Annotated in this window: 26 protein-coding genes and 1 tRNA gene; 20 read left to right on the top strand and 7 right to left on the bottom strand. The window is 42.6% G+C overall.

Features of this window, described 5'->3' with window-relative positions:
* Positions 1-33: 33 nt before the first annotated feature.
* From remB to dnaA, 5 genes are all read right to left on the bottom strand, one after another.
* The gene (gene remB / locus L1028_RS14420) at positions 34-282 is read right to left on the bottom strand and encodes an extracellular matrix regulator RemB (RefSeq protein ID WP_036677731.1); all 249 of its coding nucleotides are present in this window, start codon (positions 280-282) and stop codon (positions 34-36) included.
* A 16-nt stretch (positions 283-298) separates the two neighbouring features.
* Positions 299-1,417 carry a DNA replication/repair protein RecF gene (gene recF / locus L1028_RS14415; protein ID WP_042123050.1) on the bottom strand — a complete coding sequence of 373 codons (1,119 nt, stop codon included), beginning with the start codon at positions 1,415-1,417 and terminating at the stop codon, positions 299-301.
* Between the two features lie 20 nt (positions 1,418-1,437).
* Positions 1,438-1,668 carry a S4 domain-containing protein YaaA gene (gene yaaA / locus L1028_RS14410; RefSeq protein ID WP_042123047.1) on the bottom strand — a complete coding sequence of 77 codons (231 nt, stop codon included), beginning with the start codon at positions 1,666-1,668 and terminating at the stop codon, positions 1,438-1,440.
* A 48-nt stretch (positions 1,669-1,716) separates the two neighbouring features.
* Positions 1,717-2,859, bottom strand: a complete 1,143-nt coding sequence (gene dnaN / locus L1028_RS14405) for a DNA polymerase III subunit beta (RefSeq protein ID WP_042123045.1) — start codon at positions 2,857-2,859, stop codon at positions 1,717-1,719.
* 197 nt (positions 2,860-3,056) lie between these two features.
* The gene (dnaA, locus tag L1028_RS14400; protein ID WP_042183777.1) at positions 3,057-4,403 is read right to left on the bottom strand and encodes a chromosomal replication initiator protein DnaA; all 1,347 of its coding nucleotides are present in this window, start codon (positions 4,401-4,403) and stop codon (positions 3,057-3,059) included.
* A gap of 673 nt (positions 4,404-5,076) precedes the next feature.
* Here dnaA and rpmH point away from each other — a divergent pair.
* The 12 genes from rpmH (at position 5,077) to L1028_RS14340 (ending at position 16,502) form a co-directional block, all read left to right on the top strand.
* Complete coding sequence (gene rpmH / locus L1028_RS14395; protein WP_039295761.1) at positions 5,077-5,211, top strand: 50S ribosomal protein L34; 135 nt, start codon at positions 5,077-5,079, stop codon at positions 5,209-5,211.
* A gap of 291 nt (positions 5,212-5,502) precedes the next feature.
* Positions 5,503-5,853 carry a ribonuclease P protein component gene (gene rnpA / locus L1028_RS14390; protein WP_234534903.1) on the top strand — a complete coding sequence of 117 codons (351 nt, stop codon included), beginning with the start codon at positions 5,503-5,505 and terminating at the stop codon, positions 5,851-5,853.
* Between the two features lie 86 nt (positions 5,854-5,939).
* Complete coding sequence (locus L1028_RS14385) at positions 5,940-6,806, top strand: YidC/Oxa1 family membrane protein insertase (RefSeq protein WP_042193068.1); 867 nt, start codon at positions 5,940-5,942, stop codon at positions 6,804-6,806.
* Positions 6,803-7,537: an RNA-binding cell elongation regulator Jag/EloR gene (jag, locus tag L1028_RS14380; protein ID WP_234534902.1), complete on the top strand. Its 735-nt coding sequence runs from the start codon at positions 6,803-6,805 to the stop codon at positions 7,535-7,537. Before L1028_RS14385 ends, jag begins: the two co-directional genes overlap by 4 nt.
* Positions 7,538-7,646: 109 nt before the next feature.
* Positions 7,647-9,023 carry a tRNA uridine-5-carboxymethylaminomethyl(34) synthesis GTPase MnmE gene (mnmE, locus tag L1028_RS14375; RefSeq protein WP_234534901.1) on the top strand — a complete coding sequence of 459 codons (1,377 nt, stop codon included), beginning with the start codon at positions 7,647-7,649 and terminating at the stop codon, positions 9,021-9,023.
* Between the two features lie 39 nt (positions 9,024-9,062).
* Positions 9,063-10,949 (top strand): tRNA uridine-5-carboxymethylaminomethyl(34) synthesis enzyme MnmG, encoded by a 1,887-nt coding sequence (gene mnmG, locus L1028_RS14370; RefSeq protein ID WP_042193060.1) that lies wholly within the window; start codon positions 9,063-9,065, stop codon positions 10,947-10,949.
* Between the two features lie 3 nt (positions 10,950-10,952).
* Positions 10,953-11,678: a 16S rRNA (guanine(527)-N(7))-methyltransferase RsmG gene (gene rsmG, locus L1028_RS14365; RefSeq protein ID WP_234534899.1), complete on the top strand. Its 726-nt coding sequence runs from the start codon at positions 10,953-10,955 to the stop codon at positions 11,676-11,678.
* 411 nt (positions 11,679-12,089) lie between these two features.
* On the top strand, positions 12,090-12,905 hold the full coding sequence (gene noc / locus L1028_RS14360; protein ID WP_234534915.1) for a nucleoid occlusion protein: 816 nt from the start codon (positions 12,090-12,092) through the stop codon (positions 12,903-12,905).
* Between the two features lie 209 nt (positions 12,906-13,114).
* Complete coding sequence (locus tag L1028_RS14355) at positions 13,115-13,876, top strand: ParA family protein (protein ID WP_042131728.1); 762 nt, start codon at positions 13,115-13,117, stop codon at positions 13,874-13,876.
* Positions 13,869-14,711 carry a ParB/RepB/Spo0J family partition protein gene (locus L1028_RS14350; RefSeq protein WP_234534896.1) on the top strand — a complete coding sequence of 281 codons (843 nt, stop codon included), beginning with the start codon at positions 13,869-13,871 and terminating at the stop codon, positions 14,709-14,711. Before L1028_RS14355 ends, L1028_RS14350 begins: the two co-directional genes overlap by 8 nt.
* A gap of 109 nt (positions 14,712-14,820) precedes the next feature.
* On the top strand, positions 14,821-15,981 hold the full coding sequence (locus tag L1028_RS14345) for an aminotransferase class V-fold PLP-dependent enzyme (protein WP_234534894.1): 1,161 nt from the start codon (positions 14,821-14,823) through the stop codon (positions 15,979-15,981).
* Positions 15,982-16,001: 20 nt separating this feature from the next.
* Positions 16,002-16,502: a DUF4446 family protein gene (locus L1028_RS14340; RefSeq protein WP_234534892.1), complete on the top strand. Its 501-nt coding sequence runs from the start codon at positions 16,002-16,004 to the stop codon at positions 16,500-16,502.
* On the opposite strand, the gene yyaC is transcribed toward L1028_RS14340, so the two are convergent.
* Positions 16,477-17,082 carry a spore protease YyaC gene (gene yyaC / locus L1028_RS14335; RefSeq protein WP_234534890.1) on the bottom strand — a complete coding sequence of 202 codons (606 nt, stop codon included), beginning with the start codon at positions 17,080-17,082 and terminating at the stop codon, positions 16,477-16,479. The two genes, L1028_RS14340 and yyaC, sit on opposite strands and share 26 nt — an antisense overlap.
* A 118-nt stretch (positions 17,083-17,200) precedes the next feature.
* Between yyaC and L1028_RS14330 the strand changes: the two genes are divergently transcribed.
* The 4 genes from L1028_RS14330 (at position 17,201) to L1028_RS14315 (ending at position 18,842) form a co-directional block, all read left to right on the top strand.
* Complete coding sequence (locus L1028_RS14330; RefSeq protein ID WP_234534913.1) at positions 17,201-17,452, top strand: putative Se/S carrier protein; 252 nt, start codon at positions 17,201-17,203, stop codon at positions 17,450-17,452.
* 15 nt (positions 17,453-17,467) lie between these two features.
* Positions 17,468-18,496, top strand: a complete 1,029-nt coding sequence (locus L1028_RS14325; protein WP_234534888.1) for a mechanosensitive ion channel family protein — start codon at positions 17,468-17,470, stop codon at positions 18,494-18,496.
* The gene (locus L1028_RS14320; protein ID WP_042193044.1) at positions 18,496-18,708 is read left to right on the top strand and encodes a DUF951 domain-containing protein; all 213 of its coding nucleotides are present in this window, start codon (positions 18,496-18,498) and stop codon (positions 18,706-18,708) included. Before L1028_RS14325 ends, L1028_RS14320 begins: the two co-directional genes overlap by 1 nt.
* Before the next feature lie 43 nt (positions 18,709-18,751).
* A tRNA-Ser gene (locus L1028_RS14315) sits at positions 18,752-18,842 on the top strand.
* Between the two features lie 381 nt (positions 18,843-19,223).
* Here the strand turns inward: L1028_RS14315 and L1028_RS14310 are convergent.
* The gene (locus L1028_RS14310; protein ID WP_042131720.1) at positions 19,224-19,421 is read right to left on the bottom strand and encodes a YjzC family protein; all 198 of its coding nucleotides are present in this window, start codon (positions 19,419-19,421) and stop codon (positions 19,224-19,226) included.
* A gap of 214 nt (positions 19,422-19,635) precedes the next feature.
* Between L1028_RS14310 and rpsF the strand changes: the two genes are divergently transcribed.
* The 4 genes from rpsF (at position 19,636) to L1028_RS14290 (ending at position 23,269) form a co-directional block, all read left to right on the top strand.
* Positions 19,636-19,920 carry a 30S ribosomal protein S6 gene (gene rpsF / locus L1028_RS14305; protein ID WP_036677776.1) on the top strand — a complete coding sequence of 95 codons (285 nt, stop codon included), beginning with the start codon at positions 19,636-19,638 and terminating at the stop codon, positions 19,918-19,920.
* Between the two features lie 48 nt (positions 19,921-19,968).
* Complete coding sequence (gene ssb / locus L1028_RS14300) at positions 19,969-20,475, top strand: single-stranded DNA-binding protein (RefSeq protein ID WP_036677780.1); 507 nt, start codon at positions 19,969-19,971, stop codon at positions 20,473-20,475.
* A gap of 21 nt (positions 20,476-20,496) precedes the next feature.
* Entirely contained in the window at positions 20,497-20,769 is a 273-nt protein-coding gene (gene rpsR / locus L1028_RS14295; RefSeq protein ID WP_036651767.1) for a 30S ribosomal protein S18, read from the top strand.
* A 547-nt stretch (positions 20,770-21,316) separates the two neighbouring features.
* Positions 21,317-23,269 carry an endonuclease MutS2 gene (locus L1028_RS14290; protein ID WP_234534886.1) on the top strand — a complete coding sequence of 651 codons (1,953 nt, stop codon included), beginning with the start codon at positions 21,317-21,319 and terminating at the stop codon, positions 23,267-23,269.
* The last annotated feature ends 167 nt before the right edge of the window (positions 23,270-23,436 follow it).

Below are 23,436 nucleotides of genomic sequence, written 5' to 3'. Positions count from 1 at the left end.
TCTTTCAGATTATCTCTTTGTTACTAACGCAAGTTATATTTCGAGCAAAATTTTGGCTCTTTTTTTGAGAGTGGAGGAGGAAATGGGGGAGTAATACACGATATTTTTAGTTACGACAATAGATTTTGCTTCCTCTTCACCAATTCGCTCAAGCTTCTTGTCCTGCTCAGAGTGAATGACGAATTGCTTAGACACCTTGGAAGATTTCTCAATCGAAATATCAAATATTGCAATTAACTCCGAAGAGCGAATAATCTTCTCCCCGCCCAAATGAATATACATGATCTTCCTCCGCTCTTTATAACTCCACTTTTCCATCATGAACATGATATAGGCTGGCGCCCTTTAATTTATCGGCATTCAGACCCTCAATCCCGGTAGCGGTAATGAATGTCTGTACCTTGCTTTGAAAGGTTTCAATAAGCTGGGTCTGTCGGTAAGGATCAAGCTCGGATAAAACATCATCAAGAAGCAGCACAGGATATTCTCCGATTTCTTCATGGATCAGCTCGATTTCCGCCAGCTTGAGCGATAAAGCCGTTGTACGCTGCTGTCCCTGAGAACCGTAGACCTGAGCCTCCCTTCCGTTGATAAAAAAGGACAGATCATCCCGATGGGGACCCGTCAGCGTCATGCCGCGCCTGATTTCTTGTTCTCTCGTTTGTGATAACTTTAACATAAAATTGTCTAATAAGACAGCTTCATCTTCCTCATCCCGATCGCCGAAAGAGGGGACATAGAGCAATTTCAGTTCTTCTCCGCCGTTCGTAATCCCCCGGTGTATGCTTTCAGCCCATATTTGCAGCTTCTTTATGAATTGTTTCCTTTTTTTTACGATTTTAACACCGTGCTCCACAAGTTGAGCATCCCAGATTTCCAAAAGGTCTTTTCCCGCTGCCTCTTTCCCCCACAACTGCTTCAGCAAATTGCCCCTTTGTAAGAGAATTTTTTGATACTGCTGGAGGTGAAATAGATAACTGGGCTGGACTTGGCCAATCTCCATATCGAGAAAACGCCGTCTGATGCCAGGTGTGCCTTTGACTATCTCTAAATCTTCCGGTGCAAACATGACCACATTGAGTGATCCCACAAACTCACTAAGACGTCGTTGTTCTAAACCGTTAATCTTAGCTTTTTTACCTTTGGCAGATAGGGTGAGCTCTAGCTTGAGATCGCCGTACTTACGTTCTACCTCGGCAATGATCTGAGCAGCGTCTCCAGGGGCATCGAATGAGATAAGTTCGCGATCCTTCGAGGTGCGGTGGCTTTTGGTCATCGCCAGGACGAACAATGCCTCCATGAGGTTTGTTTTGCCTTGGGCGTTCTGACCCAGAATCAGATTCACATCACCCAAGCTCTCCAGACGCAGCAGCCCGTAATTCCGATAATGCTGCAGACCGATATTTTTAACAAACACGAAATGGTTCCTCCCCTAGCCTACTCCTCTTTGACTCCTCCGCCTTCAACCTGAAATGTGCCGTTATCCTGCACTTCAATTTGATCACCCGGATAAAGTTTTCTTCCACGCCGTTCCTCTACTTCTCCGTTAACAAGTACATGTCCTTCTTGCAGCAAAGCTTTAGCCATTCCCCCTGTGGATACACAATCAGAAAGTTTCAGGAATTGATCCAGCTTAATATATCCACTGTGGATAAGTATTTTTTTCATGGTTTTTATCCTTTCAGCCACTTATCCACATGTTCATGAATGTTGGCATTAATTTGTTGTACGGTAGGGCAAAATAATATACAAGCTATTAGTTTGATCGAGTGGCTTCAAAATGATCGGACTCATCATTCCTGTAAATGCTATTACAAGCTGCTCACTCTCAATAACTTTTAGGACATCGAGCATATATTTGGAGTTGAAAGATATTTTGAGCGGTTCACCTTTGAAATCAATGACTTCAAGTTCTTCGCGAACTTTACCAAGCTCAGAAGAGCTAGAAGAAATTTCAATACCGCCTTGCTCAAGCGTCTGCATACGCACAATATTGGTTTTTTCTTCGCGGGACAGCAAATAAGCGCGATCAATCGATTCGCTTAATTTTTTTGTGTCCAAAGTTAGTTCTGTTTTGTAGGTTGTTGGAATAATTCTAGAAGTATCCGGATAAATTCCATCAAGGATCCGTGAATAGAACAGTACTTTGTCGATTTTAAAGAGAACTTGATTGTCTGCAACCACAATATCGACGAGCATATTTTGATCAGGGATAATTTTGCTTAGCTCATTAAGGGTTTTACCGGCGATTACGATATTTGCAAATTGGACATTCTCCGTACCTTCTAGTCTTGCTGCTCTTGTAGCTAAGCGGTGACGGTCTGTCGCTGTAAACTTAAACTCATTATCGGCCAGATTCCACAGTATACCTGTTAAAATCGGAGTTGTCTCTTGGGTAGAAATAGAAAAAGCGGTTTGTTTAATCATATTTTTCAGCAAATCACCTGGCAGGGAGATGGTATCGTTCTCCTCAATACTCGGTAGCACCGGGAATTCTTCAGGGTCTAAACCTACGATCTGAATCTCAGTGGATCCAGAAGAAATATACGTTTGGAATCCTTCTTTAACTTCCATGTGAATCTCTTTGGAGGGCAGCTTCTTAATAATCTCGACGAAAAATTTAGCGGGAAGAACAACACTTCCTGGCTGATCTATCTTCACGATCGTATGGCTGTCATTCTCTGCTGGAATAAACGATTGAATCGAAATATCGGTGTCGCTTGCAGTTAATGTGACGCCTTGATGGCTAACTTCCAGCTTAATACCGGTCAGAATAGGGATGGTTGTTCTACTGGAGATAGCTTTGGATACGTGTTGAATGGATTCGTTAAGTTCATTTTTAAGAATGCTTATTTTCATGATTTCACTCCTAGCTGAAAAATTGGGAATTTCGTTGTATTTGTGTCTCTTTATTACGCGTCTTTACATGATGAATTATTATAGTTATTTAATAGTATTAGTAGTAGGGGCGTCTAATATGTGGATAACCCTATCAAATAGCATAAAATTAAGCCTACCCACATGTGTATAGATTGTGTATAGGCTCTTTGTTCCTCTTAGGAAGGATTTTTAATTTTCTCCGCAAGATTATTTACCACTTTGTACAACTCCTGATCGACCTTTAATGACTGTGTAATTTTATCATGCGCATGAATTACGGTCGTATGGTCACGTCCTCCGAATGCCTCACCAATCTTAGGGAGCGAATAATCGGTTAGTTCACGGGAGAGATACATTGCGATTTGACGTGGAAATGCTACGGCTTTCGTACGTTTTCGTGCTTTGAAGTCTTCAAGGCGCAAATTGTAGTATTCACCGACTTTTTGCTGAATATCAGCGATGGTAATCATCTTAGGCCGGCTGGAAGGAATAATATCCTTGAGTGCTTCAGCTGCCAAATGAGTGGTTACATCCTGGTTAGTTAGCGAAGAATAAGCAACAACCCGGATTAATGCACCTTCAAGCTCACGAATATTGGTATCAATCTGGTTAGCAATATACATCATGGCCTCATTAGGGATATCAAGGTTCTCTGCCTTAGCCTTTTTGCGTAAAATCGCAATCCGGGTTTCTAGATCGGGTGGTTGAATATCCGTAATCAAGCCCCATTCGAACCGGGAACGCAGCCGTTCTTCCAGTGTGGGAATTTCCTTTGGCGGTCGGTCGCTGGAGATGATAATTTGCTTGCGTTCTTCGTGGAGCGCATTGAAAGTATGGAAAAACTCCTCCTGTGTCGACTCTTTTCCAGCGAGGAATTGAATGTCGTCAATAAGCAAAATGTCAACGTTACGATACTTATTACGGAAGCTTTCACCGCGGTTATCACGGATCGAATTGATAAATTCATTCGTGAATTTCTCTGATGAGATGTAAATAACCTTGTTATTCGGGTTATGTTCTAGAACATAGTGCCCAATGGCATGCATTAAATGGGTTTTGCCCAGACCTACACCACCATATAAAAACAAGGGATTGTATGCTTTGGCCGGCGCTTCCGCTACTGCCAGTGAGGCTGCATGCGCAAAGCGGTTCCCAGAGCCGATTACAAATGTGTCAAAAGTGTACTTTGGATTGAGCAGATGCGTTTGTGCTTCTTCTCTTGATACTACGGGAGTCGGAGCGGATTGCTGGACCACAAGCTCAGGCGGCTTGCTTTCTTCAATCACGAATTTTACATCCACTTGTTTCCCAGTGACTTCGTAGACCGTTGCTCCTACTAGTTTGGTGTAGCGACTTTCCAGCCATTCTACTGCGAACGTTGTAGGTGCCGAGATAATGAGAACCTGGGAGTTGAAGGTTATCGCTTTAGTAGCCTTAAACCAGGTATCAAAGCTTGGCTTGCTTAATTTGGTTTGAATAATCGATAAAATTTGCTGCCATAATTCGGAAGTATGGCTGTCCACAGACTGTCACTCCTTTAAATCTTCCAAATGTGGCATCAGCCATGAAGTGGAAATGTCGAAGAAAATAGGTTGATGCTGATATTTATCCCCAGTAGGCAATATGAAGAGACAAAAAAATATGGATAAATTTGATTTGTTCACAACTTTATCCACAGCTTGTTGATAATTAAGAGAACAAACAAATCTATTCACATTCAAAAGTAATACCATCATAGCAAAACGCCCCTTATTTTTCAATGAGCAGGGCTATTTTATCCACAAATTCAAGCACTTGTGTACAATTATTAGGAACACCACTACATATTGTTGATAATTTGTTTACGGTTCGACACTTTACGCCAAAGCTTCGATAATTTTATACACAGGTTGTGCTCATCTGTGAGTAGTCGACTTTATTTTTTGATCACAGGTGGATAACTGTCATATCTTGTGGATTACTTTTTTTCTAATGGGAGTTGTGGATAAGCAGCTTGGATTAGAGGGAGGGTCTGGAGCCAGTAGTAGGTTGACTTTTGCGCATAAAATATGTTTAAATATATAAAGGTGTTTTCTGTAAGGATATGTCTCGATAATTAAATGATGATTCATGTAGATACTGTCCCTACTATAAGGACGGCTTAGACCGTTTCTGCTTATATGACAGTAATTAAGTTCCTGTAAGGGAGGTGCAATTATGAGACCGACATTTAGACCAAATGTGAGCAAACGCAAGAAGGTTCACGGTTTCCGTAAAAGAATGAGCACGAAAAACGGCCGTAAAGTGCTGGCAGCTCGCCGCTTGAAAGGCAGAAAAGTTTTGAGTGCGTAAGTTAGGCCACTAAGGGACCACTCCGGTGGTCTTTTTTTACTGCTTTTTATTATTTTTTGCTCTGCAAACGACTAGGATCTCGCTTAATGCGCTAGCTACAATTTGCGGGGCTATTTAACGTATATACAGAATTATTTTGTGAGAAGTTGAGAATATTTTTCTTTCTATAATATAGAAGGGAAATCTCAGCGTTGTAGTCGCGGTCGTTTATGGCGACATCCAAATGACTATACTATTAGAAGAAAAAAATTCGGAGGGATACTTTTAACCGGATTTATGAAGGAGATTCCCGTGCACAAAAAGTTACGATTACGAAACCGTGCCGACTTCAGTCGTGTATATCGCCATGGGAAGTCATTTGCGAATCATCAATTTGTAGTGTATTGGTTTAGCAAAAAAGAGGTAGAGCGATTTAGAGTTGGGATATCGGTCAGTAAAAAGGTTGGAAACGCGGTTGTCCGTAACCGAATGAGAAGATTGGTGAAGGAAATCGTCCGTCATCATGAACCTGAAATTGCAGGTGGACTCGATATGGTGTTTATCGTAAGAAAAGGAGCGCTTTCCATGGAATACGCAGAGCTCGAAAAAAGCGTGCTGCATGTACTGCGCAAAGCCAAGCTACTAAAGGCTTCCCGCAAATAAAGGACGCATAAGAGGCTTGTTTATTTGTGCTCATAATTATGGTATGATTTACGGTGGAATGGAATGTTCAAGAGAGGGGTTTTGAAGTGTCTCTAATGAAGACTAGACGGGGAAAATGGTTTCTCCTCATCACAGTGATGGTGTTGTCGTTAGCTGTTCTGTCGGGATGCGCTCCGTCAGCTGCTGTTACGCACACTACGGAGGATTTAAAGAATGGAGGCTTCTGGCAAAGTAATGTAGTGTATTATTTCGCCATTGCCTTGGACAAGTTTGCTGATTGGTTTAACGGAGAATATGGTTTAGCCGTACTTGTGATGGTTATTATTGTCCGCACGCTGATTCTTCCGCTTACGATTAAACAGGTGAAGAGCTCGCGGGCAATGCAAGCCATTCAACCGGAACTCCAAAAGATCCAGAAAAAATATAAAGACACACCTGAAAAGGTGCAGCAAGAAACGATGCGTTTGTTCCAAGAGAATAAGGTTAATCCAATGGCGGGTTGTTTACCGCTGATCGTACAAATGCCTATCTTTATCGCTCTCTACAACTCGATCTACTATAATCCACATCTACGGGAGCACTCCTTCTTATGGCTGGAGCTAGGTAAGCCGGATCATCTGTTTATCTTACCAGTGCTTGCAGCATTAACAACATTTATACAAACTAGAATGATGACTAAAATGAACCCGATGCAACAACAAGGGCCAATGCAGTTCATGATGATGATTTATCCAGTTCTGATTTTCGTTATGTCCTACAACTTCCCAGCAGCATTGCCGCTGTACTGGGTATACAGTAACATTTACACTATTGTTCAGAACTATTTCTTATATCGCAACAACGATAAACACAAATTGGCAATCGCAAGTGCTGTGAAAAGTACAGATGACTCAACTGCTGTGAAGAGCAAAGGCGGCAGTAAAGCATCGAAGGGAGCCAAAAAGTCAAAATGAGCAAAGTCGTCGCAACAGGGAAAACCATTGAAGAAGCTGTAGAACGGGGACTAACCCAGCTTGGAGTTCAAAAGGACCGGGTAACGGTCGACGTACTTGAGCAGCCATCAAGAGGATTCCTGGGATTGATCGGTGCGAAAGGTGCCAAGGTTGAGTTAACCTTGATAGCCGAAGCCGCACCGGCATCAGCGGCGAGTGCTCCGTCACTGCCTCAGCAGTCAACAAGAGAGAGCAAACAGGAGGCTAACGGCGGTGTGCCACGCCAAGATTCCGGACAACCGGTGGAGGAAGCTTACCAAGAAGCCGTTCATTTCATTGTGGATGTCGCTAAGAGCATGGGGCTCGAAGTGGAAGTCGAAATCGTCCACACCAAGGAATCCACGATTCTGCAGATATCAGGTCCAGATTTGGGACTGTTGATTGGTAGAAGAGGACAAACTCTCGATGCTCTGCAGTATTTGGCTAATATCGTAGCTAATCGTTACTCCGACAGTTTTATACGGCTTGTGCTAGATGCGGAGAACTTCCGTGAGCGGCGTAAAAAAACTCTCGAAGAGCTGGCTGATCGTTTAGCCGGTCGTGTCATTCGGACTCGTAAAGAGGTAGTACTGGAACCGATGTCACCTCAGGAGCGGAAAATTATTCACTCCAGATTACAGGATCATCGGCAAGTGAATACCCTTAGTAAGGGCGAAGAGCCAAATCGCCGCGTCGTTATAACTTTGAAGTAAAGACTATATGATGCAATGACTCCTTGACCAATGTAAGGGGTCATTGCTTTTTTAACAATATAAGACCGTTTATGATCAAAAAAATATAGGTTCTGGGGTGAAAAACAGCATGCTTAGTGACACCATTGCTGCCGTAGCGACGGCATTAGGCGAGGGAGGAATTGCTATTATTCGGGTAAGTGGCCCGCAGGCTATTTCCCAAGTGGCGCCTCTGTTTCGTAGCCGAGTTCCGTTAACTGAAGCGGAATCGCATACCGTTCATTATGGGCATATCGTTAGTCCGGATAACGGAGAGAAGATGGAAGAAGTACTAGTAACCGTGATGAAGGGCCCACGTTCTTTTACGACCGAGGATGTAGTAGAGATTAGTGCTCATGGTGGTGTAATTTCTGTAAGAAGGGTGATGGATTTACTTCTTCAGCAGGAGATAAGGTTAGCCGAGCCGGGTGAGTTCACCAAGCGTGCTTTCTTGGGCGGACGTATAGATTTATCACAGGCTGAGGCGGTTATTGATCTCATTCGCTCGAAGTCGGATCGCGCTTTTTCGGTGGCTTTAAAGCAGGTCAGTGGATCCTTGTCGGATCGAATTCATGCTTTGCGTCATACACTTATTGAGATGCTGGCTCATATCGAAGTGAATATAGATTATCCAGAGCATGATGTAGAATCCATGACGGCTGAATTTATTAAAGATAAAAGCAGTGAAGTGATGGAAGGAATCACAAAGCTTCTTAAGACTTCTAATGAAGGAAAAATTCTTCGTGAAGGGATAACGACAGCTATAGTTGGTCGTCCCAATGTTGGTAAATCTTCATTATTAAACGCGTTAGCACGTGATAACAAAGCGATTGTAACAGATATTCCTGGAACAACACGGGATGTCATCGAAGAATATATAACGATAAACAACATTCCGCTTAAGCTGCTTGATACGGCGGGAATTCGTGAAACGATGGATGTAGTGGAGAAGATTGGCGTAGAACGTTCCAAGGCGGCAGTTAGTGATGCGGATCTGATTCTACTTGTGCTAAATGCTAACGAAGAGCTACATGAGGACGAATTGGCATTGATGGAACAAATCCACGGTAGACAATGCCTAGTGATCATGAATAAAATGGACTTACCACCCAAACTGGATAAGGATAAGTTGCTCTCTTTCTTTGAGGAGTCCAACATCGTACCGATGTCCGTTCTGGAAGAGGAAGGTCTAGACAAACTTGAAGATGCCATTTCGACACTCTTTTTTGGTGGAAAGCTGGAATCGGGTGACTTGACATATGTAAGTAATGTGAGACATATTGCCTTGCTCAAAAAGGCTTATAAATCGCTACAAGATGCATACGATGCGGCGGAACAGTATATACCGATTGATATGATTCAAATTGATGTACGGCTCGCATGGGAACAGCTTGGTGAAATTATAGGCGATACAGCGGCAGATTCTTTGTTAGATCAAATATTCTCACAATTTTGTTTAGGAAAATAGGTTTTACATTTTAATATAACAATTAGGGGGAAACAGGACATGAGTTATGATGGAGGCAACTATGACGTAATCGTCATTGGCGCCGGTCATGCCGGTTGCGAGGCAGCTCTAGCGTCAGCACGGATGGGCTGCAGCACGTTGATGATCACAATTAACCTGGATATGGTTGCATTCATGCCCTGCAATCCGTCCATAGGCGGACCTGCCAAAGGACATGTGGTGCGTGAGATTGATGCGCTAGGCGGAGAAATGGGCCGTAATATAGATAAGACTTTTATTCAGCTTCGTATGCTTAACACAGGGAAGGGACCTGCGGTGCATGCATTGCGTGCACAAGCTGATAAGTTCTTGTACCAACATACAATGAAGGAAACGATGGAGAAAACGCCTAATTTGACGCTTCGGCAAGGGATGGTTGAGCGTTTAATCGTTGAGGATGGACGTTGTGCGGGTGTAGTTACGAAGACAGGAACGGAATATCATAGTAAGACAGTTATCCTGACCACAGGTACTTACCTGCGTGGTAAAGTGATCATGGGTGAATTGACATATGAGAGTGGACCTAACAATCAGCAGCCATCAGTGAAGCTATCTGAGAATTTGCGGGAACTTGGTTTTGAATTGGTGCGTTTTAAGACAGGTACACCACCACGTGTACATCGCGATACGATCGATTTCTCGAAGACAGAAATTCAACCCGGCGACGATGAGCCTAAATTCTTTTCGTTTGAGACGAAATCATCCAACAATGAACAGCTTCCTTGTTGGTTAACTTATACCTCTGAGGTTACTCATCAGATTATTAATGACAACCTTCATCGTGCGCCGATGTTTACGGGTATTATTGAAGGAACAGGTCCACGTTATTGCCCATCTATTGAAGATAAAGTAGTAAGATTTAGTGATAAATCTAAGCATCAGATCTTTTTAGAGCCAGAAGGAAAAAATACATCGGAATACTATGTTCAAGGTCTGTCGACCAGTCTTCCTGAAGATGTACAGCTGGCGATTCTGCGTTCCATCCCTGGGATGGAAAAGGTAGAGATGATGCGTAACGGCTATGCTATTGAATATGATGCAATGGTTCCTACACAGCTATGGCCATCTCTTGAAACTAAACGTCTACCAGGTCTTTTCACTGCTGGACAAATCAATGGTACTTCCGGTTATGAAGAAGCAGCTGGCCAAGGTGTAATGGCTGGAATTAATGCAGCGCGCAAAGTACAAGACAAAGAACCCGTAATCTTAGATCGTTCACAGGGATACATTGGTGTACTCATTGATGATCTGGTGACTAAGGGCACTAATGAACCTTACCGTCTGCTTACTTCACGTGCAGAATATCGTTTGTTGCTTCGTCATGACAATGCAGATCTAAGACTTACACCTATTGGTTACGACATTGGTTTGATCACACAAGAACGTTTCGATAACTTCACGGATAAGAAAGAACGGGTGGAGCGTGAAATTGTTCGCCTACAAGAGACAAAGGTTAAACCTGTCGAGGTAAACCATGTACTAGCACAATACGAATCGGCACCTATTGTAGACGGCAGTAATTTACTTGTTCTGATGCGGCGTCCAGAGCTTGTATATAGTTTTGTGGATCAAGTCTCGCCATCACCGGAAATGCTGGATGCAGAAATGAAGGAGCAAGTGGAAATCCAAATCAAATATGCCGGATATATTGAAAAACAGCTTCAACATGTGGAGCGCTTGCAAAAGATGGAGAAGAAGAAAATTCCAGATGACATTAATTATAATGAAATCCATGGATTAGCGATGGAAGCTCGGCAGAAGCTGACTAAGATCCGTCCGATTTCTATCGGGCAGGCTTCTCGGATTGCGGGAGTCACACCTGCCGATATTTCTATTCTCCTCGTATATCTCGAGCATTACAACCGGGTAACCGCGGCGAAAGGATAATCTATGGATAATACGGAAATTCAATTCACACAGCTTTTACAAGAAAGAGGCATTACACTTACAGCAGAACAATTGGAGCAATTCGATCTTTACTATAAAGAACTCGTATCCTGGAATAAAAAAATGAATCTCACTGGAATAACAGAGCGTGAGCAGGTTTACACGAAACATTTTTATGATTCGATCTCTCTAGCCTTTTTCCTTAATATCAATGAGATAAACAATTTGGCAGATGTCGGTTCGGGAGCCGGATTCCCAGGGATTCCGCTTAAGATTTGTTTCCCACATTTGAAGCTTACGATCATTGATTCATTGAGTAAAAGGATCTCTTTTCTGCAGCATGTTTGTACTACGTTGAAATTAACTGATGTGCAATTGATTCATGGTCGTGCGGAGGATATTGCCCGGCAATTCAAGCATCGTGACGCCTATGATTTGGTGACTGCGCGCGCGGTGGCAAGATTATCCTTGTTGAATGAATTTTGTCTTCCTTTCACACGTAAGGATGGAGTTTTCGCTGCCATGAAGGGAAGTGATCCTTCAGAAGAATTAAGTGAGGCGAAGTACAGCTTAAAAGAGCTTCGTGCTCAACTTGGTAAAGTAGAGTCATTCAGCTTGCCTGTGGAAGGGTCGGCGAGACATATTGTCATTATTCGTAAGACAGGTGCCACTCCTGCTAAGTACCCACGAAAAGCGGGAATTCCTGCCAAAACACCACTAATCAAATAATGTTTCACGTGAAACATTATAAATTGGAAAATATATTTAAGGTCATCCTCTTTTAAGAGGATGACCTTTTTTTGTTTGGAATTGCGAATACGATCTCAAATGAACATTAATTAAAAGATAAACTAGATTGATATGTTTATTAAGCGGCTATCATTATGAAAATGCAGGAAAAATAGGTCTTTACGGAGAATATGATTATGTAGAGAAAAGTGATAGAATAGCATAGTAGACTTTTAATTTTGTATATAACTCCTTCTCTGTACTCTTGTTCGAAAGAAGGAGAGATTATGATGCCTGATAGCAGCAGGTCATTCCATAATATCAGAATGTTTTTTATTGCTGTACGATACGCTTTCCGAGAAGAAGGTCAAGAAGATCGTACTATAACGAAATTAGGTGGTTATGAACGGAATGAAAGAACAATTTACCAAGCTATTTGGATTTAACGAGCGGAGCAGCGGAGAAGAAATCAAACAAATACCAGTTCATGAGGTCATTAGCAGTCCTTACCAACCGCGGACGATATTCGACGATGATAAGATCGATGAGTTGTGCCAGACGATTAAAACTCATGGGGTCATTCAACCCATAGTTGTACGCATGCGAGATTCCGTGTACGAGATTATCGCAGGTGAACGACGCTGGCGTGCGGTTAAAAAGCTTGGTTTAGAGACGATTCCAGCCATTGTTCGTGAATTCAATGATTCACAGGCCGCATCTATTGCGCTTATAGAAAACCTACAGCGTGAAGGCTTGACCTCTATTGAAGAAGCTGTTGCTTATCAAAAGTTAATTGATCTTCATCAATTGACGCAAGAAAGCTTGGCACAACGATTAGGCAAAAGTCAGTCTACCATAGCAAATAAGATTCGCTTACTCAATCTGCCTGAAGAAGTTAAGATGGCCTTGATGGAGCGTCAGATTTCTGAAAGACATGCACGTTCACTATTATCACTCGATAGTGTGGAGATGCAACTGAAAGTGTTGGCAGAGATCATTGCAAAAGGGTTAAACGTTAAACAAACAGAAGCTCGTATTGCTTTCTACAAACAAGTCTCACAAACTAAAAAATCGAAACGGGTCTCCTATACCAAGGATGTTCGTCTAGCTCTTAATACAATTCGTCAATCTATTGATATGGTGTCAGGCTCAGGGATGGAAATCAAAACGTCAGAAAATGACCGTGGTGACCATTACGAGATTGTAATCCAAATCCCCAAAAGATAAATTGTTTCAAAAGCTGAAGGCGGCCTCGAGGTGATTGGCCGCCTTTGGTGTGGCTAGAACCGGGATGTGTTGGCTAGGCCTATAATTTAAAGTTCCAGTATATAATAGTTGTCTATATTCTTCATAAAGTGTGACGTTACATCAGCGTCAGGAATATTTGTACTTGCGATCTACGAGAAGATTCTTCCTAACTATTCGAGGTGAAATAAGTGTCCAAGATTATTGCCATAGCAAATCAAAAAGGCGGTGTCGGTAAAACAACAACCTCCGTGAACCTAGGTGCCGGTATGGCTACATTAGGAAAAAGAGTGCTTCTAGTTGATATCGATCCTCAAGGTAACACTACTAGCGGCGTTGGCGTCAACAAGGCGGACGTGGCGAATTGTATATATGACATTCTTATAAATGAGGTAAATCCTCTAGAAACCATACTGGAAACTCAAAATGAAGGACTGCATATCATTCCGGCGACCATTCAATTAGCGGGCGCGGAAATCGAGTTGGTATCGACGATTTCCAGAGAGCTAAAGCTAAAAAAGGCGCTGAATGCGGTTAAAAACAATTATGATTATATTATCATCGATTGTCCTCCTTCACTTGGTATTTTAACAATCAATTCCCTTACTGCAGCGGATTCGGTAATCATCCCGATTCAGTGTGAGTATTATGCACTTGAGGGCTTGAGTCAGCTTTTAAACACCGTTCGTCTGGTGCAAAAAAATCTCAACCCGCATCTGAAGATAGAGGGAGTATTATTGACAATGCTTGATGCCCGGACCAATCTGGGAATTCAAGTAATAGAAGAGGTTAAGAAGTATTTCCAAGAAAAAGTATATAGAACGATTATTCCTCGGAATGTCCGGTTAAGTGAAGCGCCGTCACATGGACAATCCATTATTACTTATGATCCTCGCTCTAAAGGAGCAGAAGTGTATTTAGAGTTGGCAAAGGAAGTGATTTCTTATGAGTAAACGTTTAGGGAAAGGTCTGGATGCGCTAATCCCTTCTTTATCAATTAATGAAGATGATAAGGTGGTTGAGATCCCTTTAGCTCAACTTCGGGCTAATCCATATCAACCACGCAAAGATTTTAATGAAGAGGCCATTCATGAACTAGCGGAATCTATCAGACAACATGGCGTGATTCAGCCGATCATTGTTCGTAGCGTATTGAAGGGGTATGAGATCATTGCCGGCGAACGCAGATTCCGTGCCTCGCAATATTGTGGTAAAGCTACAATTCCAGCAGTCGTTAGAAACCTTAGTGATCAACAGGTCATGGAGATAGCGTTAATCGAGAACTTGCAACGTGAGAACTTAAATGCAATGGAAATTGCGGTGGCTTACCAAGGCCTAATGGATCAGTTTTCACTCACGCAAGAAGAACTCTCGCTTAAGGTTGGAAAGTCCAGATCACATATCGCCAATTTCCTGAGATTGCTTTCTTTACCTGAAGAAGTAAAAGAATATGTTTCACGTGGAACAATGTCAATGGGGCATGCACGGGCAATTGTTGCTTTGAAGGATCCAGAAGTAATTAAACAACTGGCAGAACAATGCGTGGAACAACAGTGGAGTGTAAGAGAACTAGAAGAAACAGTGAAGAACTTGGACCGAAAACCTACTAATGGAGTAAAAATCAAAGTTGTTAAACGTGATCCCTATATTGATAATGTAGAGGAAGTATTGCGTGAACGTTTTAAAACAACGGTGAAAATAAAACAGGGTAAGGAAAAAGGGAAGATTGAACTGAATTACTACAGTGCTCAGGATTTAGAAAGATTGTTGGAATTATTGGGTAACTAAATGGGTATCTATGCCAAGAACATATCCTGAGATATCCTTAATCGGATAATTAGGGGTATGTTTTTTTAGATAAGTTGATTAAAAAGGGTATTAGACGAGGAGCGGGGTTATGGAAGACTTCGTATATCTGGATCACGCAGCTACCTCTTGGCCTAAACCACCAGAGGTTGCAGCTGCGATGATGGATGCTCTGCAGTCAGGAGCAAATGCTGGCAGAGGTAATCACTCACTAGCGATAGGAAGCGGTCGAGTATTAGTAAGGACGCGAAGTGTACTGGCTGGATTGTTTGGTGTATCTAATGCGCAAGATATAGCTTTTACCCATAATACTACGATGAGTTTGAATATGGCGATCAAAGGGACGCTTAAAGCGGGAGATCACGTGATTTCAACGATGACAGAACACAATTCTGTGAGACGGCCGCTGGAATACTTGCGTAAGACACTAGGGATAAAAGTTGACTATTTAAAAGTGGATCATGAAGGACAGTTGGATTTACAAGAACTCGAAAATGCTTTTCAGCCAAACACCAAAATGGTGATTTGTAATCACAGCTCCAACTTACTTGGAAGCATACTGCCTATTGGCGATATTGGCGATATCGTTAAATCGCATGGTGCTGTATTTCTAGTGGATGCTGCTCAAAGCGCAGGTTCAATTGATATTGATGTTAAAAAAATGAATATCGACTTATTGGCTTTTCCGGGGCATAAGGGACTACTTGGACCACAAGGAACCGGCGGACTTTATATATCACCTGAATTGGACCTTGAACCCCTGATGCATGGAGGAACTGGTAGTCAATCGGAAAACAGTGAACAGCCCTCTGTTCGTCCAGATCGGTATGAAGCGGGAACGCAAAATACGGTAGGGATTGCCGGTTTACTAGCAGGTGTTCAAAAGGTACAATCTTTAGGGACGAGCGTTATTCATGAGAGAGAGTGGGCGTTAACTCAAAGACTGATGGAGGGTTTGTCCCACATCCCGAGCATTAGACTATTAGGACCCTCTCTAGGCGCTCCGAGAACAGGTATTGTATCGTTTGTGGTGGATGGAGAAGAGTCAGCAAATATCGCTCACCGTCTAGATCGTGATTATAAAATAGCGGTCAGAGCGGGCATGCATTGTACCCCTTTGGCACATAAGGCGGTTGACACGCTAGAGAGTGGTGCTGTTCGGGCGAGTGTAGGCGTAGATACGACAGAGCATAATATAAGCAGAATGCTGGCTGCTATGGATGACTTATATGGCAATGCCCGCAGCAGATAAATAAAAAGGATGGTCCATTCATGTCTGAATTAAATCAATTAATTAGTGAGCAGTTGCAGTGGTTTGTATTTGCTTTTACAGTAATAATGTTGGTGCTGGTAATCACTGTGATCGCCCAGGGGGCTAAGTTACGCACTATGCGGCGTAAGTATGAGGCCATGATGGCTGGAAGCGGTGTGGAGGATCTGGAAGGCCTTCTGATTGATCTGAAGAACCAAAGCGACATGTTGGAAGAAGAACAACGCGAGCAAAAAGTCGTGCTAGAAGCTACTCAAACTAGAATGCGTGGCATGAAGTCTAATATTGCGCTGAAGCGTTATAATGCTTTTGGTGAACGTGGCAATGATTTGAGCTTTTCAGTCGCTATACTGGATGACAATAGCAGTGGTATTGTGTTAACCAGTCTTCATAATCGTGAGAATTCTTACATTTACTCTAAACCTATGCAGAATGGTGAATCACAATATGTGCTATCACCTGAAGAAAAAGAAGTCGTTACTCTCGCGTTGCAGCGGACCTAGCATGAAGATTCCATTGCTTTAAGGCTGAATATAGACTCGTTGCAATAATATCAGATAATCGCATCACTAAACTTAATCGCGTGTTCTGCAATACAAAATACTCCATAAAGCCGCCGACATTAACGATTCCAGTCAAGTGGATATCACCTACCGGCGGCAATTGTTTATTTACGCCAGCGCCAGGTCTTAGAGGTCCTTCAACAACTTGGATACAGCCAACACTAGTAGAGTGACCTAAACAAGCATCTATACCGATGACAAAGGGATTGCTATATCTTTCATTGATTAAGGTTAAAGTTTCCTCAAGGTTAACGGCATGAACAGGATCTTCAAGTGTTCCATATAAATGAAATAGCGGACTATGAAAACGTGACAATGCAGTGCCAACAAGAGGACCAAGAGAATCTCCTGTGGATCGATCGGTACCCACACAAATGACGACAATCTGTGTCTCCGGACGTGTGCGTGCGAAGTGGAAAAGTAGTCGGTGGGTGATCGCAGAATAGATATTGGGATCTGTATGTGATATTTTTAAACAGGACGTTTCTTGCGCTGATGTAGCCTTCGATGAAAAATTCATACCATCTTCCTTTCTGAAGCTGATTCTATTTGATGGTATCTAGTATATGGATAGAAGAGGGGTTTTATACTACAGCGGCAAGAGATAGGACGATAAACCTATGGGAGGCGTAACGTATATGCAGGAAGAGATGTTGATCGCGTTTGACTCTACCCAGCAGGCGCTTCGTGCTGAAATGCTGCTTGAATATGCAGAAATTGAAATTGATATATTCCCTACCCCGAAAGAGATCACGGCAGGGTGCGCGATATCGATTCAGTTTTATCAAAGTGCGCTGGGAGAGGTACAGAAGATTGTAACTGAGCAGAATATCGAGATTCGCGGTATCTACAGAAAACACAACGAGAACTACATACTGATTGAGAGGTAGGGAGGAATACACGATATGAATAAGTGGATATTGGAGACTACTACTTCCGATGATGTTGTAAAAGATGCTTTGCGTTTTAAAGATAAGGTGTGGAATTGGTTTACCGATGCTGATATGTGGGCCAATGTCTTATTCTCAGGACTACGAATTCTTATTATTTTTCTCTTAACTAGGGTTATTATTAAAATTGTTTCTAATATTATTGATCGTTCGCTTGAACGTAAAACCGGTGGCAGAATTCTGACTAACACACGAAGGTTTACTACGGTAGGAGAATTGATGAAAAATGTAGTAACAGTTATCTGTAATTTTGTGATGATCATGCTCGTTCTTTCAGAGTTCCACTTCGATTTGGCACCCTTGTTGGCCGGAGCGGGTGTGCTTGGTTTAGCAATAGGTTTTGGAGCACAAAGTCTGGTGAAGGATGTTATTACAGGGTTCTTTATTATTTTGGAGGACCAATTTGCAGTGGGTGATGTGATCCAGACAGGGACTTATAAAGGAACAGTAGAATTAATCGGACTGCGAACTACAAGACTACTTAGTGCTACCGGTGAAGTGTTTATTATCCCGAATGGCTTAATTACGAATGTGACTAACTATTCTCTTGCCAATGCTTTGGCTGTAGTTGACGTTCCTGTTAAAATGGAGCAAAGCTTGGAAGCTACGTTAGGATTAATTGGCGAGGCGTTAAAAGGAATAGAAGATCGTAACTCCAATGTGCTTGCTTACCCTAATGTGCTCGGTATACAGTCCATGAGCACCTCGGAATATGTGATTCGTATAGCAGCCAGTTGTGCTCCTAATGCAAGAGATGCAGCGGAAAGACAAATTCAGAACGATATAAAGCAGGCATTAGAGAAACAGAGCATGCTGGAACTGGCTCAAGCTGAAGAAGAAGCACGTAAGAAAGCAGAGGCAGAGGTGAAGGCTCAAATTGATCTTGCAAAGACAGAACATGCACTACAAGTTACAGGGTCGGCAAACACTGGATCAAGACGGCAAATCGCAGCTACACAAGAAGGAGAAGAGGGGGAAGAATAGTGGAACGTAAAGTTTTTCAGCTTGGGGATATAGTGCAAATGAAGAAGCAGCATCCTTGTGGATCTAATGAGATGGAAATCATTCGCATGGGGATGGATATCCGAATTAAATGTACAGGCTGTCAGCATAGTGTTCTGATTCCCCGTGCTAAATTCGAGAAGAATATGAAGAAGGTACTGCGCTCTGCTGAGGAAAATACAGACAATAATTAAGCTTGCAAATGGCATGTCTGCATGATACAATTATTTTTGCTGCGGAGAGGTACCCAAGAGGCCCAAGGGGGCTGACTCGAAATCAGTTAGGCGTGTCAAAGCGTGCGTGGGTTCGAATCCCACCCTCTCCGCCACTTCAGCATATATAAGATTTAATGAATCCTTCGTTCCTGTAACGGAGGTTTTTTTGTGTCTATAATAGCCGATACACAGGATAAGATATAACGCAAAAAGAAGGGCCCTTTCGGGTCCTTCTTCAGGAGGCAGTACATCAATGATGTTGGAATTTCTCTGTTTATAGCGACTAAAGTGATTTAGGCGTTGCTGAGGCTAATGCTTTTTTAAGACAATAACCCACTACTCTTCCCAGCTTACAATAGATGCTGAATCAGATCTCCTGTGATTGTGTTCGTCTACGACGCCCAACGGAACCACACCTCTCTTTTGTACTGCCTGAGTATAGTATGTGTAATATCGGGTTTTTTATACACATTTATTTTTAAAATATTTTTGAATTAGTGGACCCGTGCTTTTTCAACCTTTTTCCACTTTCGATTTTTGTTGGTGGTCTCAGGGAAGGTATCCCCTTTTTCCATTTTAATGTGCTGTGGATTCGAAATCTCAGTATGGAAGCTTCGCGCTTCGCCTACCTCTGTATACATGCCTGGATTGGGGGCTTTGTCGCCTTCTTCATATTCCGTTTTCTCACCCATTATTATTCCTCCTTTTTTAGTGTAGATGAATTCGTAATTATTGTGCGCAGGTAGTGATTTTTTCATGTAAAAGAGGGGGAGGAGTTGTCCTGTATTAATATTGCTTGCACTCTGCTGTTCATTTTGGTATATTAATCAGGTGCGAGTCTATGTTTGTGCTCGTTCCTTGCTCCTGACGTGATTAGGGGCCTCAGACCATAAGGAGGTGAAAATTATGCGCAAATATGAAGTGATGTACATTATTCGTCCTGACATTGAACAAGAAGCCGTTCAAGCAGCAGTCGATAAATTCCAAGGCATCATCTCCAATGGCGGGGAAATTACAAAGCACGAAGTGCAAGGTAAACGCCGTCTTGCGTATGAGATCAAGAAATTCCGTGATGGCGTTTATGTTTTGGTTAACTTCAATGCAGAACCTGCAGTAGTTACTGAATTAGAACGTCTTATGAAGATTTCTGACGAAGTTATTCGTTATCTCATTACGAACGACGTTGCTTAAGATCTTGACAAGCTTTGTAATGAATCGCTCTAAAGGAGGGGACCAGAATTGTTGAACCGTATCATTTTGATCGGACGGTTGACCCGTGACCCGGAACTTCGTTATACTCCCGCTGGTGTTGCCGTAACGCAATTTACGCTAGCCGTAGATCGTAACTTTACGGGCCAGAACGGTGAACGTGAGGCAGACTTCATCCCGGTTGTAACCTGGAGACAGCTAGCAGAAACCTGTGCCAATTACTTGCGCAAAGGTCGTCTGACAGCAGTGGAAGGACGCATCCAAGTGCGGAATTATGAGAATAACGAAGGCAAACGTGTATACGTAACTGAAGTTATTGCTGATAATGTTCGTTTCCTGGAATCTTCACAGAGCCGTGAAGGTGGAAATACTTCAAGTGGTGCAAGTAGTATGCCTGAAGAGCCAGCATATGGTGGCGGTGGTAACGCTGGACGCGGAAATAACAACAATAATTTCTCGCGTAACAACAATACTCAAGATCCTTTTTCGGGCGATGGTAAACCGATTGATATATCGGATGATGATTTGCCATTTTAATTAGGAAGGACTGAAAAGAATATGGCTTTTAAACCAAGAGAAGGCGCTGACAACGACAAAAGACCGGCACGTCGTGGTGGACGCAACAAGCGTAAAAAAGTTTGCTTTTTCACTGTGAACAAGATTACTCACATTGATTATAAAGATACCGAACTTCTTAAGAAGTTCATCAGCGAACGTGGAAAGATTTTGCCACGTCGTGTAACAGGTACAAGTGCAAAATACCAACGCGCTCTTACCATTGCTGTAAAACGCTCGCGTCAAATCGCGTTGCTTCCTTACACAACGGAATAGGACGTTTTATAAAAGCAGTCGGGAAACCGGCTGCTTTTTTTGTATGCAGAAAAGGAAGCACTAATAGTGGGGTAAGCATGAAATCGAATTATTTGGGCGTTGAATCGTTTGACGTTGGAACTTTAATATGTTAAATTACAGCTATCCTATAACTAAAGGGGAAATTTTGATGTTGGTGACCGTTCTTAACTAGCAATTTCATAACACTTGATTAGGAAGGCTTTAGCAGGCTCGTCATGAGGCGATTACGTGCTCTATTTGAGTTCGTATTACGCAGCAGTCTGTTGCTCCTTACGGGTGGATGATTTAGTTAAGAACACACGAAGCGTCAAATGGCCTCTTTACGGCTGTTGTTCTCTTTGTAATTAACCGTGCTCTTATTGCACGGTTTTTTTGTTTTTCGGCACCTGTTCTCATTTCGGGGCCTTAGGACGATAGAGGGCACCAGTATAAGAAGGGCAAGGACTGCCATAGTGGCATTCTTTGCCCTTCTTTGCGTTATGGAGAATTAGGTCCAAACCAATAGAGATTTGAAGGAGGATTTGCTGTGAATTTACAAAGTCTAAATACACTGGAATACGAAATCATTAAAACAGAGCTTGGGCGCCACGCAGTATCTTATGTAGGAAAAAAAGCTGTAGAAGAGCTTATGCCAATGACCTATTTGCCGACGATTCAAAGAGCAATGGAGGAGACTTCTGAAGCTAAAGAACTGCTGGAACGAGGATCGAGTGTACCCATTCCTTCATTAGAGGGTATTGAGTGGATCATGTCTTTAATGGGAACTGGATATTTGTACAGTGAGAAAGATTTCACTGCAGTTGCTACATTTCTTAAGAGCTGTAGTCAATTACGCAAATATATGGCCTCTAAAGAACAAAGCGCTCCACGAATTGCTGCGTATGCTTCCTCGTTGATGGAATTAAATCATGTGAGAGAGGCTATTGATCGCTGTATCCGTTTTGGTGCGATTGATGATGGAGCGAGTAAGGGGTTAGAGCGAGTTCGGAAACGGATTGTAGTGGCTAAAGAACGTCTTCATAAAAAAATCGACGGAATTATGTCACGCCATCAATCGATTTTGCAGGAGAATATATATAGTCAGCGAGGTGGGCGTTACGTTATCCCCGTAAAACGGGAATATCATAAACAAATAAAAGGATCGGTGCTTGACCAATCCACAAGTGGACAGACGGTGTTTATTGAGCCAGACGAGATCGCTGCTCTCCAAATTGAGCTTGATTTGCTTTTGGGTGAAGAGGCTCGAGAAGAAGCTGTTATCCTCAGTATGCTGACTAGCTTGGTAGAACAGGAACAGGCTGCCCTGCACCTTAATATTGAGGCTACGGGCACGTATGATTTTATTTTCGCCAAAGCTAAATATGCACGAACGCTGGGGGCATCTGCTGTTACGCTGAATGCGAAAGGCTTTCTAAAGATGAATGGAGGTAGGCATCCCATGCTGAAGGGGATGATTCCGATCAATCTGGAGGTTGGTAAGGGGTATAAATCCCTCATCATTACAGGTCCAAATACTGGTGGTAAAACTGTGGTCCTTAAGACACTAGGGCTGCTGACGATCATGGCTCAATCAGGGCTGTTGATTCCGGTCGAGGAGGGGAGCGAATTTACTATTTTTACGGATGTGATCAGTGTAATTGGCGACGGACAAAGTCTGGCACAATCACTTAGTACGTTCTCCGCGCAAATGAAGAGTATCGAGGGAATGCTGAGAGATGCATCTAAAGGGGTGCTGCTGCTCATTGACGAGCTGGCGGCTGGTACGGATCCCGGGGAAGGCATTGCGCTCTCTATCGCGATTCTGGAAGAGCTGAGCCGTAAAGGGGCGAATATTATTGTTACTACACATTTTAATGAGCTAAAAGCCTTTGCAGCCGCAACGACGGGCTTTCAAAATGCGCGAATGGAATTTGATAAAGAAACGCTACAGCCGTTGTATCGATTGACGATTGGAGAAGCGGGGGAAAGTTATGCTCTGCAGATCGCTAAAAAGCTGGGGATACAGGATAACGTTATTAAGAGATCATGGGAAATTGTTGAGGCGCAGCAACAAAGGCTACAGAAAGGCAGCGGAGAGGCATGGGAAAGTCTTTTCAGCAAAGATGGAGAGCAAGAATATGCTGCACTTCCAGTAGAGGAACATGGCAACGCAGAAGAAGAAGCTACTCCATCTGACCGCAGCAAGGAGAAGCTGATTCAATTTGAAATTGGAGATGCAGTTGTGGTAACGTCACTTGGCCGGACAGGGATCGTTTATGAGAAGAGAGATCATTTAGGAATGGTTGGAGTGATGATCCAGAAGCAAAAAATGAAAATTAACCATAAGCGGTTGAAGCCCTATCTTTCAAAAGAAGAGTTATACCCGGAGGAATATGACTTTGATATTATTTTTGAGAGTAAGGATACACGTAAAAAGCGCAAGTTGATGCAGCGTAAACATGTTGAGGGTTTAACGATTACGCACAGAGATGAAGAATAGATTCAATGAAGATCTGTCCACGAGACAGGTCTTTTTTTTATAGATATAACGAAATAAGTGAATTTCAAGCAGGAGTAAAGGCCTAGGGCTTAGAAGTTATTGTAACCACCATAAAACTTTGTTACAGTAAAAATATTTATGTTCCATAGCTTAAATGTAGATATACG

Source organism: Paenibacillus pseudetheri, assembly GCF_924513355.1.
In the GTDB taxonomy this organism is placed as follows: Bacteria; Bacillota; Bacilli; order Paenibacillales; family Paenibacillaceae; genus Paenibacillus_AQ; species Paenibacillus_AQ pseudetheri.
Note: the sequence above shows the minus strand (reverse complement) of the source record. Positions and strands in the feature narration are given on the sequence as shown.

Coding starts and splice junctions, on each gene's coding strand:
- mnmE (WP_234534901.1), top strand. CDS start 7,647: ATGCTTAGTGACACCATTGCTGCCGTAGCGACGGCATTAGGCGAGGGA.
- L1028_RS14330 (WP_234534913.1), top strand. CDS start 17,201: ATGCAGGAAGAGATGTTGATCGCGTTTGACTCTACCCAGCAGGCGCTT.
- yyaC (WP_234534890.1), bottom strand. CDS start 17,082: ATGAATTTTTCATCGAAGGCTACATCAGCGCAAGAAACGTCCTGTTTA.
- remB (WP_036677731.1), bottom strand. CDS start 282: ATGTATATTCATTTGGGCGGGGAGAAGATTATTCGCTCTTCGGAGTTA.
- L1028_RS14345 (WP_234534894.1), top strand. CDS start 14,821: ATGGAAGACTTCGTATATCTGGATCACGCAGCTACCTCTTGGCCTAAA.
- L1028_RS14340 (WP_234534892.1), top strand. CDS start 16,002: ATGTCTGAATTAAATCAATTAATTAGTGAGCAGTTGCAGTGGTTTGTA.
- jag (WP_234534902.1), top strand. CDS start 6,803: ATGAGCAAAGTCGTCGCAACAGGGAAAACCATTGAAGAAGCTGTAGAA.
- L1028_RS14325 (WP_234534888.1), top strand. CDS start 17,468: ATGAATAAGTGGATATTGGAGACTACTACTTCCGATGATGTTGTAAAA.
- L1028_RS14310 (WP_042131720.1), bottom strand. CDS start 19,421: ATGGGTGAGAAAACGGAATATGAAGAAGGCGACAAAGCCCCCAATCCA.
- mnmG (WP_042193060.1), top strand. CDS start 9,063: ATGAGTTATGATGGAGGCAACTATGACGTAATCGTCATTGGCGCCGGT.
- noc (WP_234534915.1), top strand. CDS start 12,090: ATGAAAGAACAATTTACCAAGCTATTTGGATTTAACGAGCGGAGCAGC.
- rpmH (WP_039295761.1), top strand. CDS start 5,077: ATGAGACCGACATTTAGACCAAATGTGAGCAAACGCAAGAAGGTTCAC.
- dnaN (WP_042123045.1), bottom strand. CDS start 2,859: ATGAAAATAAGCATTCTTAAAAATGAACTTAACGAATCCATTCAACAC.
- rsmG (WP_234534899.1), top strand. CDS start 10,953: ATGGATAATACGGAAATTCAATTCACACAGCTTTTACAAGAAAGAGGC.
- rpsR (WP_036651767.1), top strand. CDS start 20,497: ATGGCTTTTAAACCAAGAGAAGGCGCTGACAACGACAAAAGACCGGCA.
- yaaA (WP_042123047.1), bottom strand. CDS start 1,668: ATGAAAAAAATACTTATCCACAGTGGATATATTAAGCTGGATCAATTC.
- L1028_RS14350 (WP_234534896.1), top strand. CDS start 13,869: ATGAGTAAACGTTTAGGGAAAGGTCTGGATGCGCTAATCCCTTCTTTA.
- rpsF (WP_036677776.1), top strand. CDS start 19,636: ATGCGCAAATATGAAGTGATGTACATTATTCGTCCTGACATTGAACAA.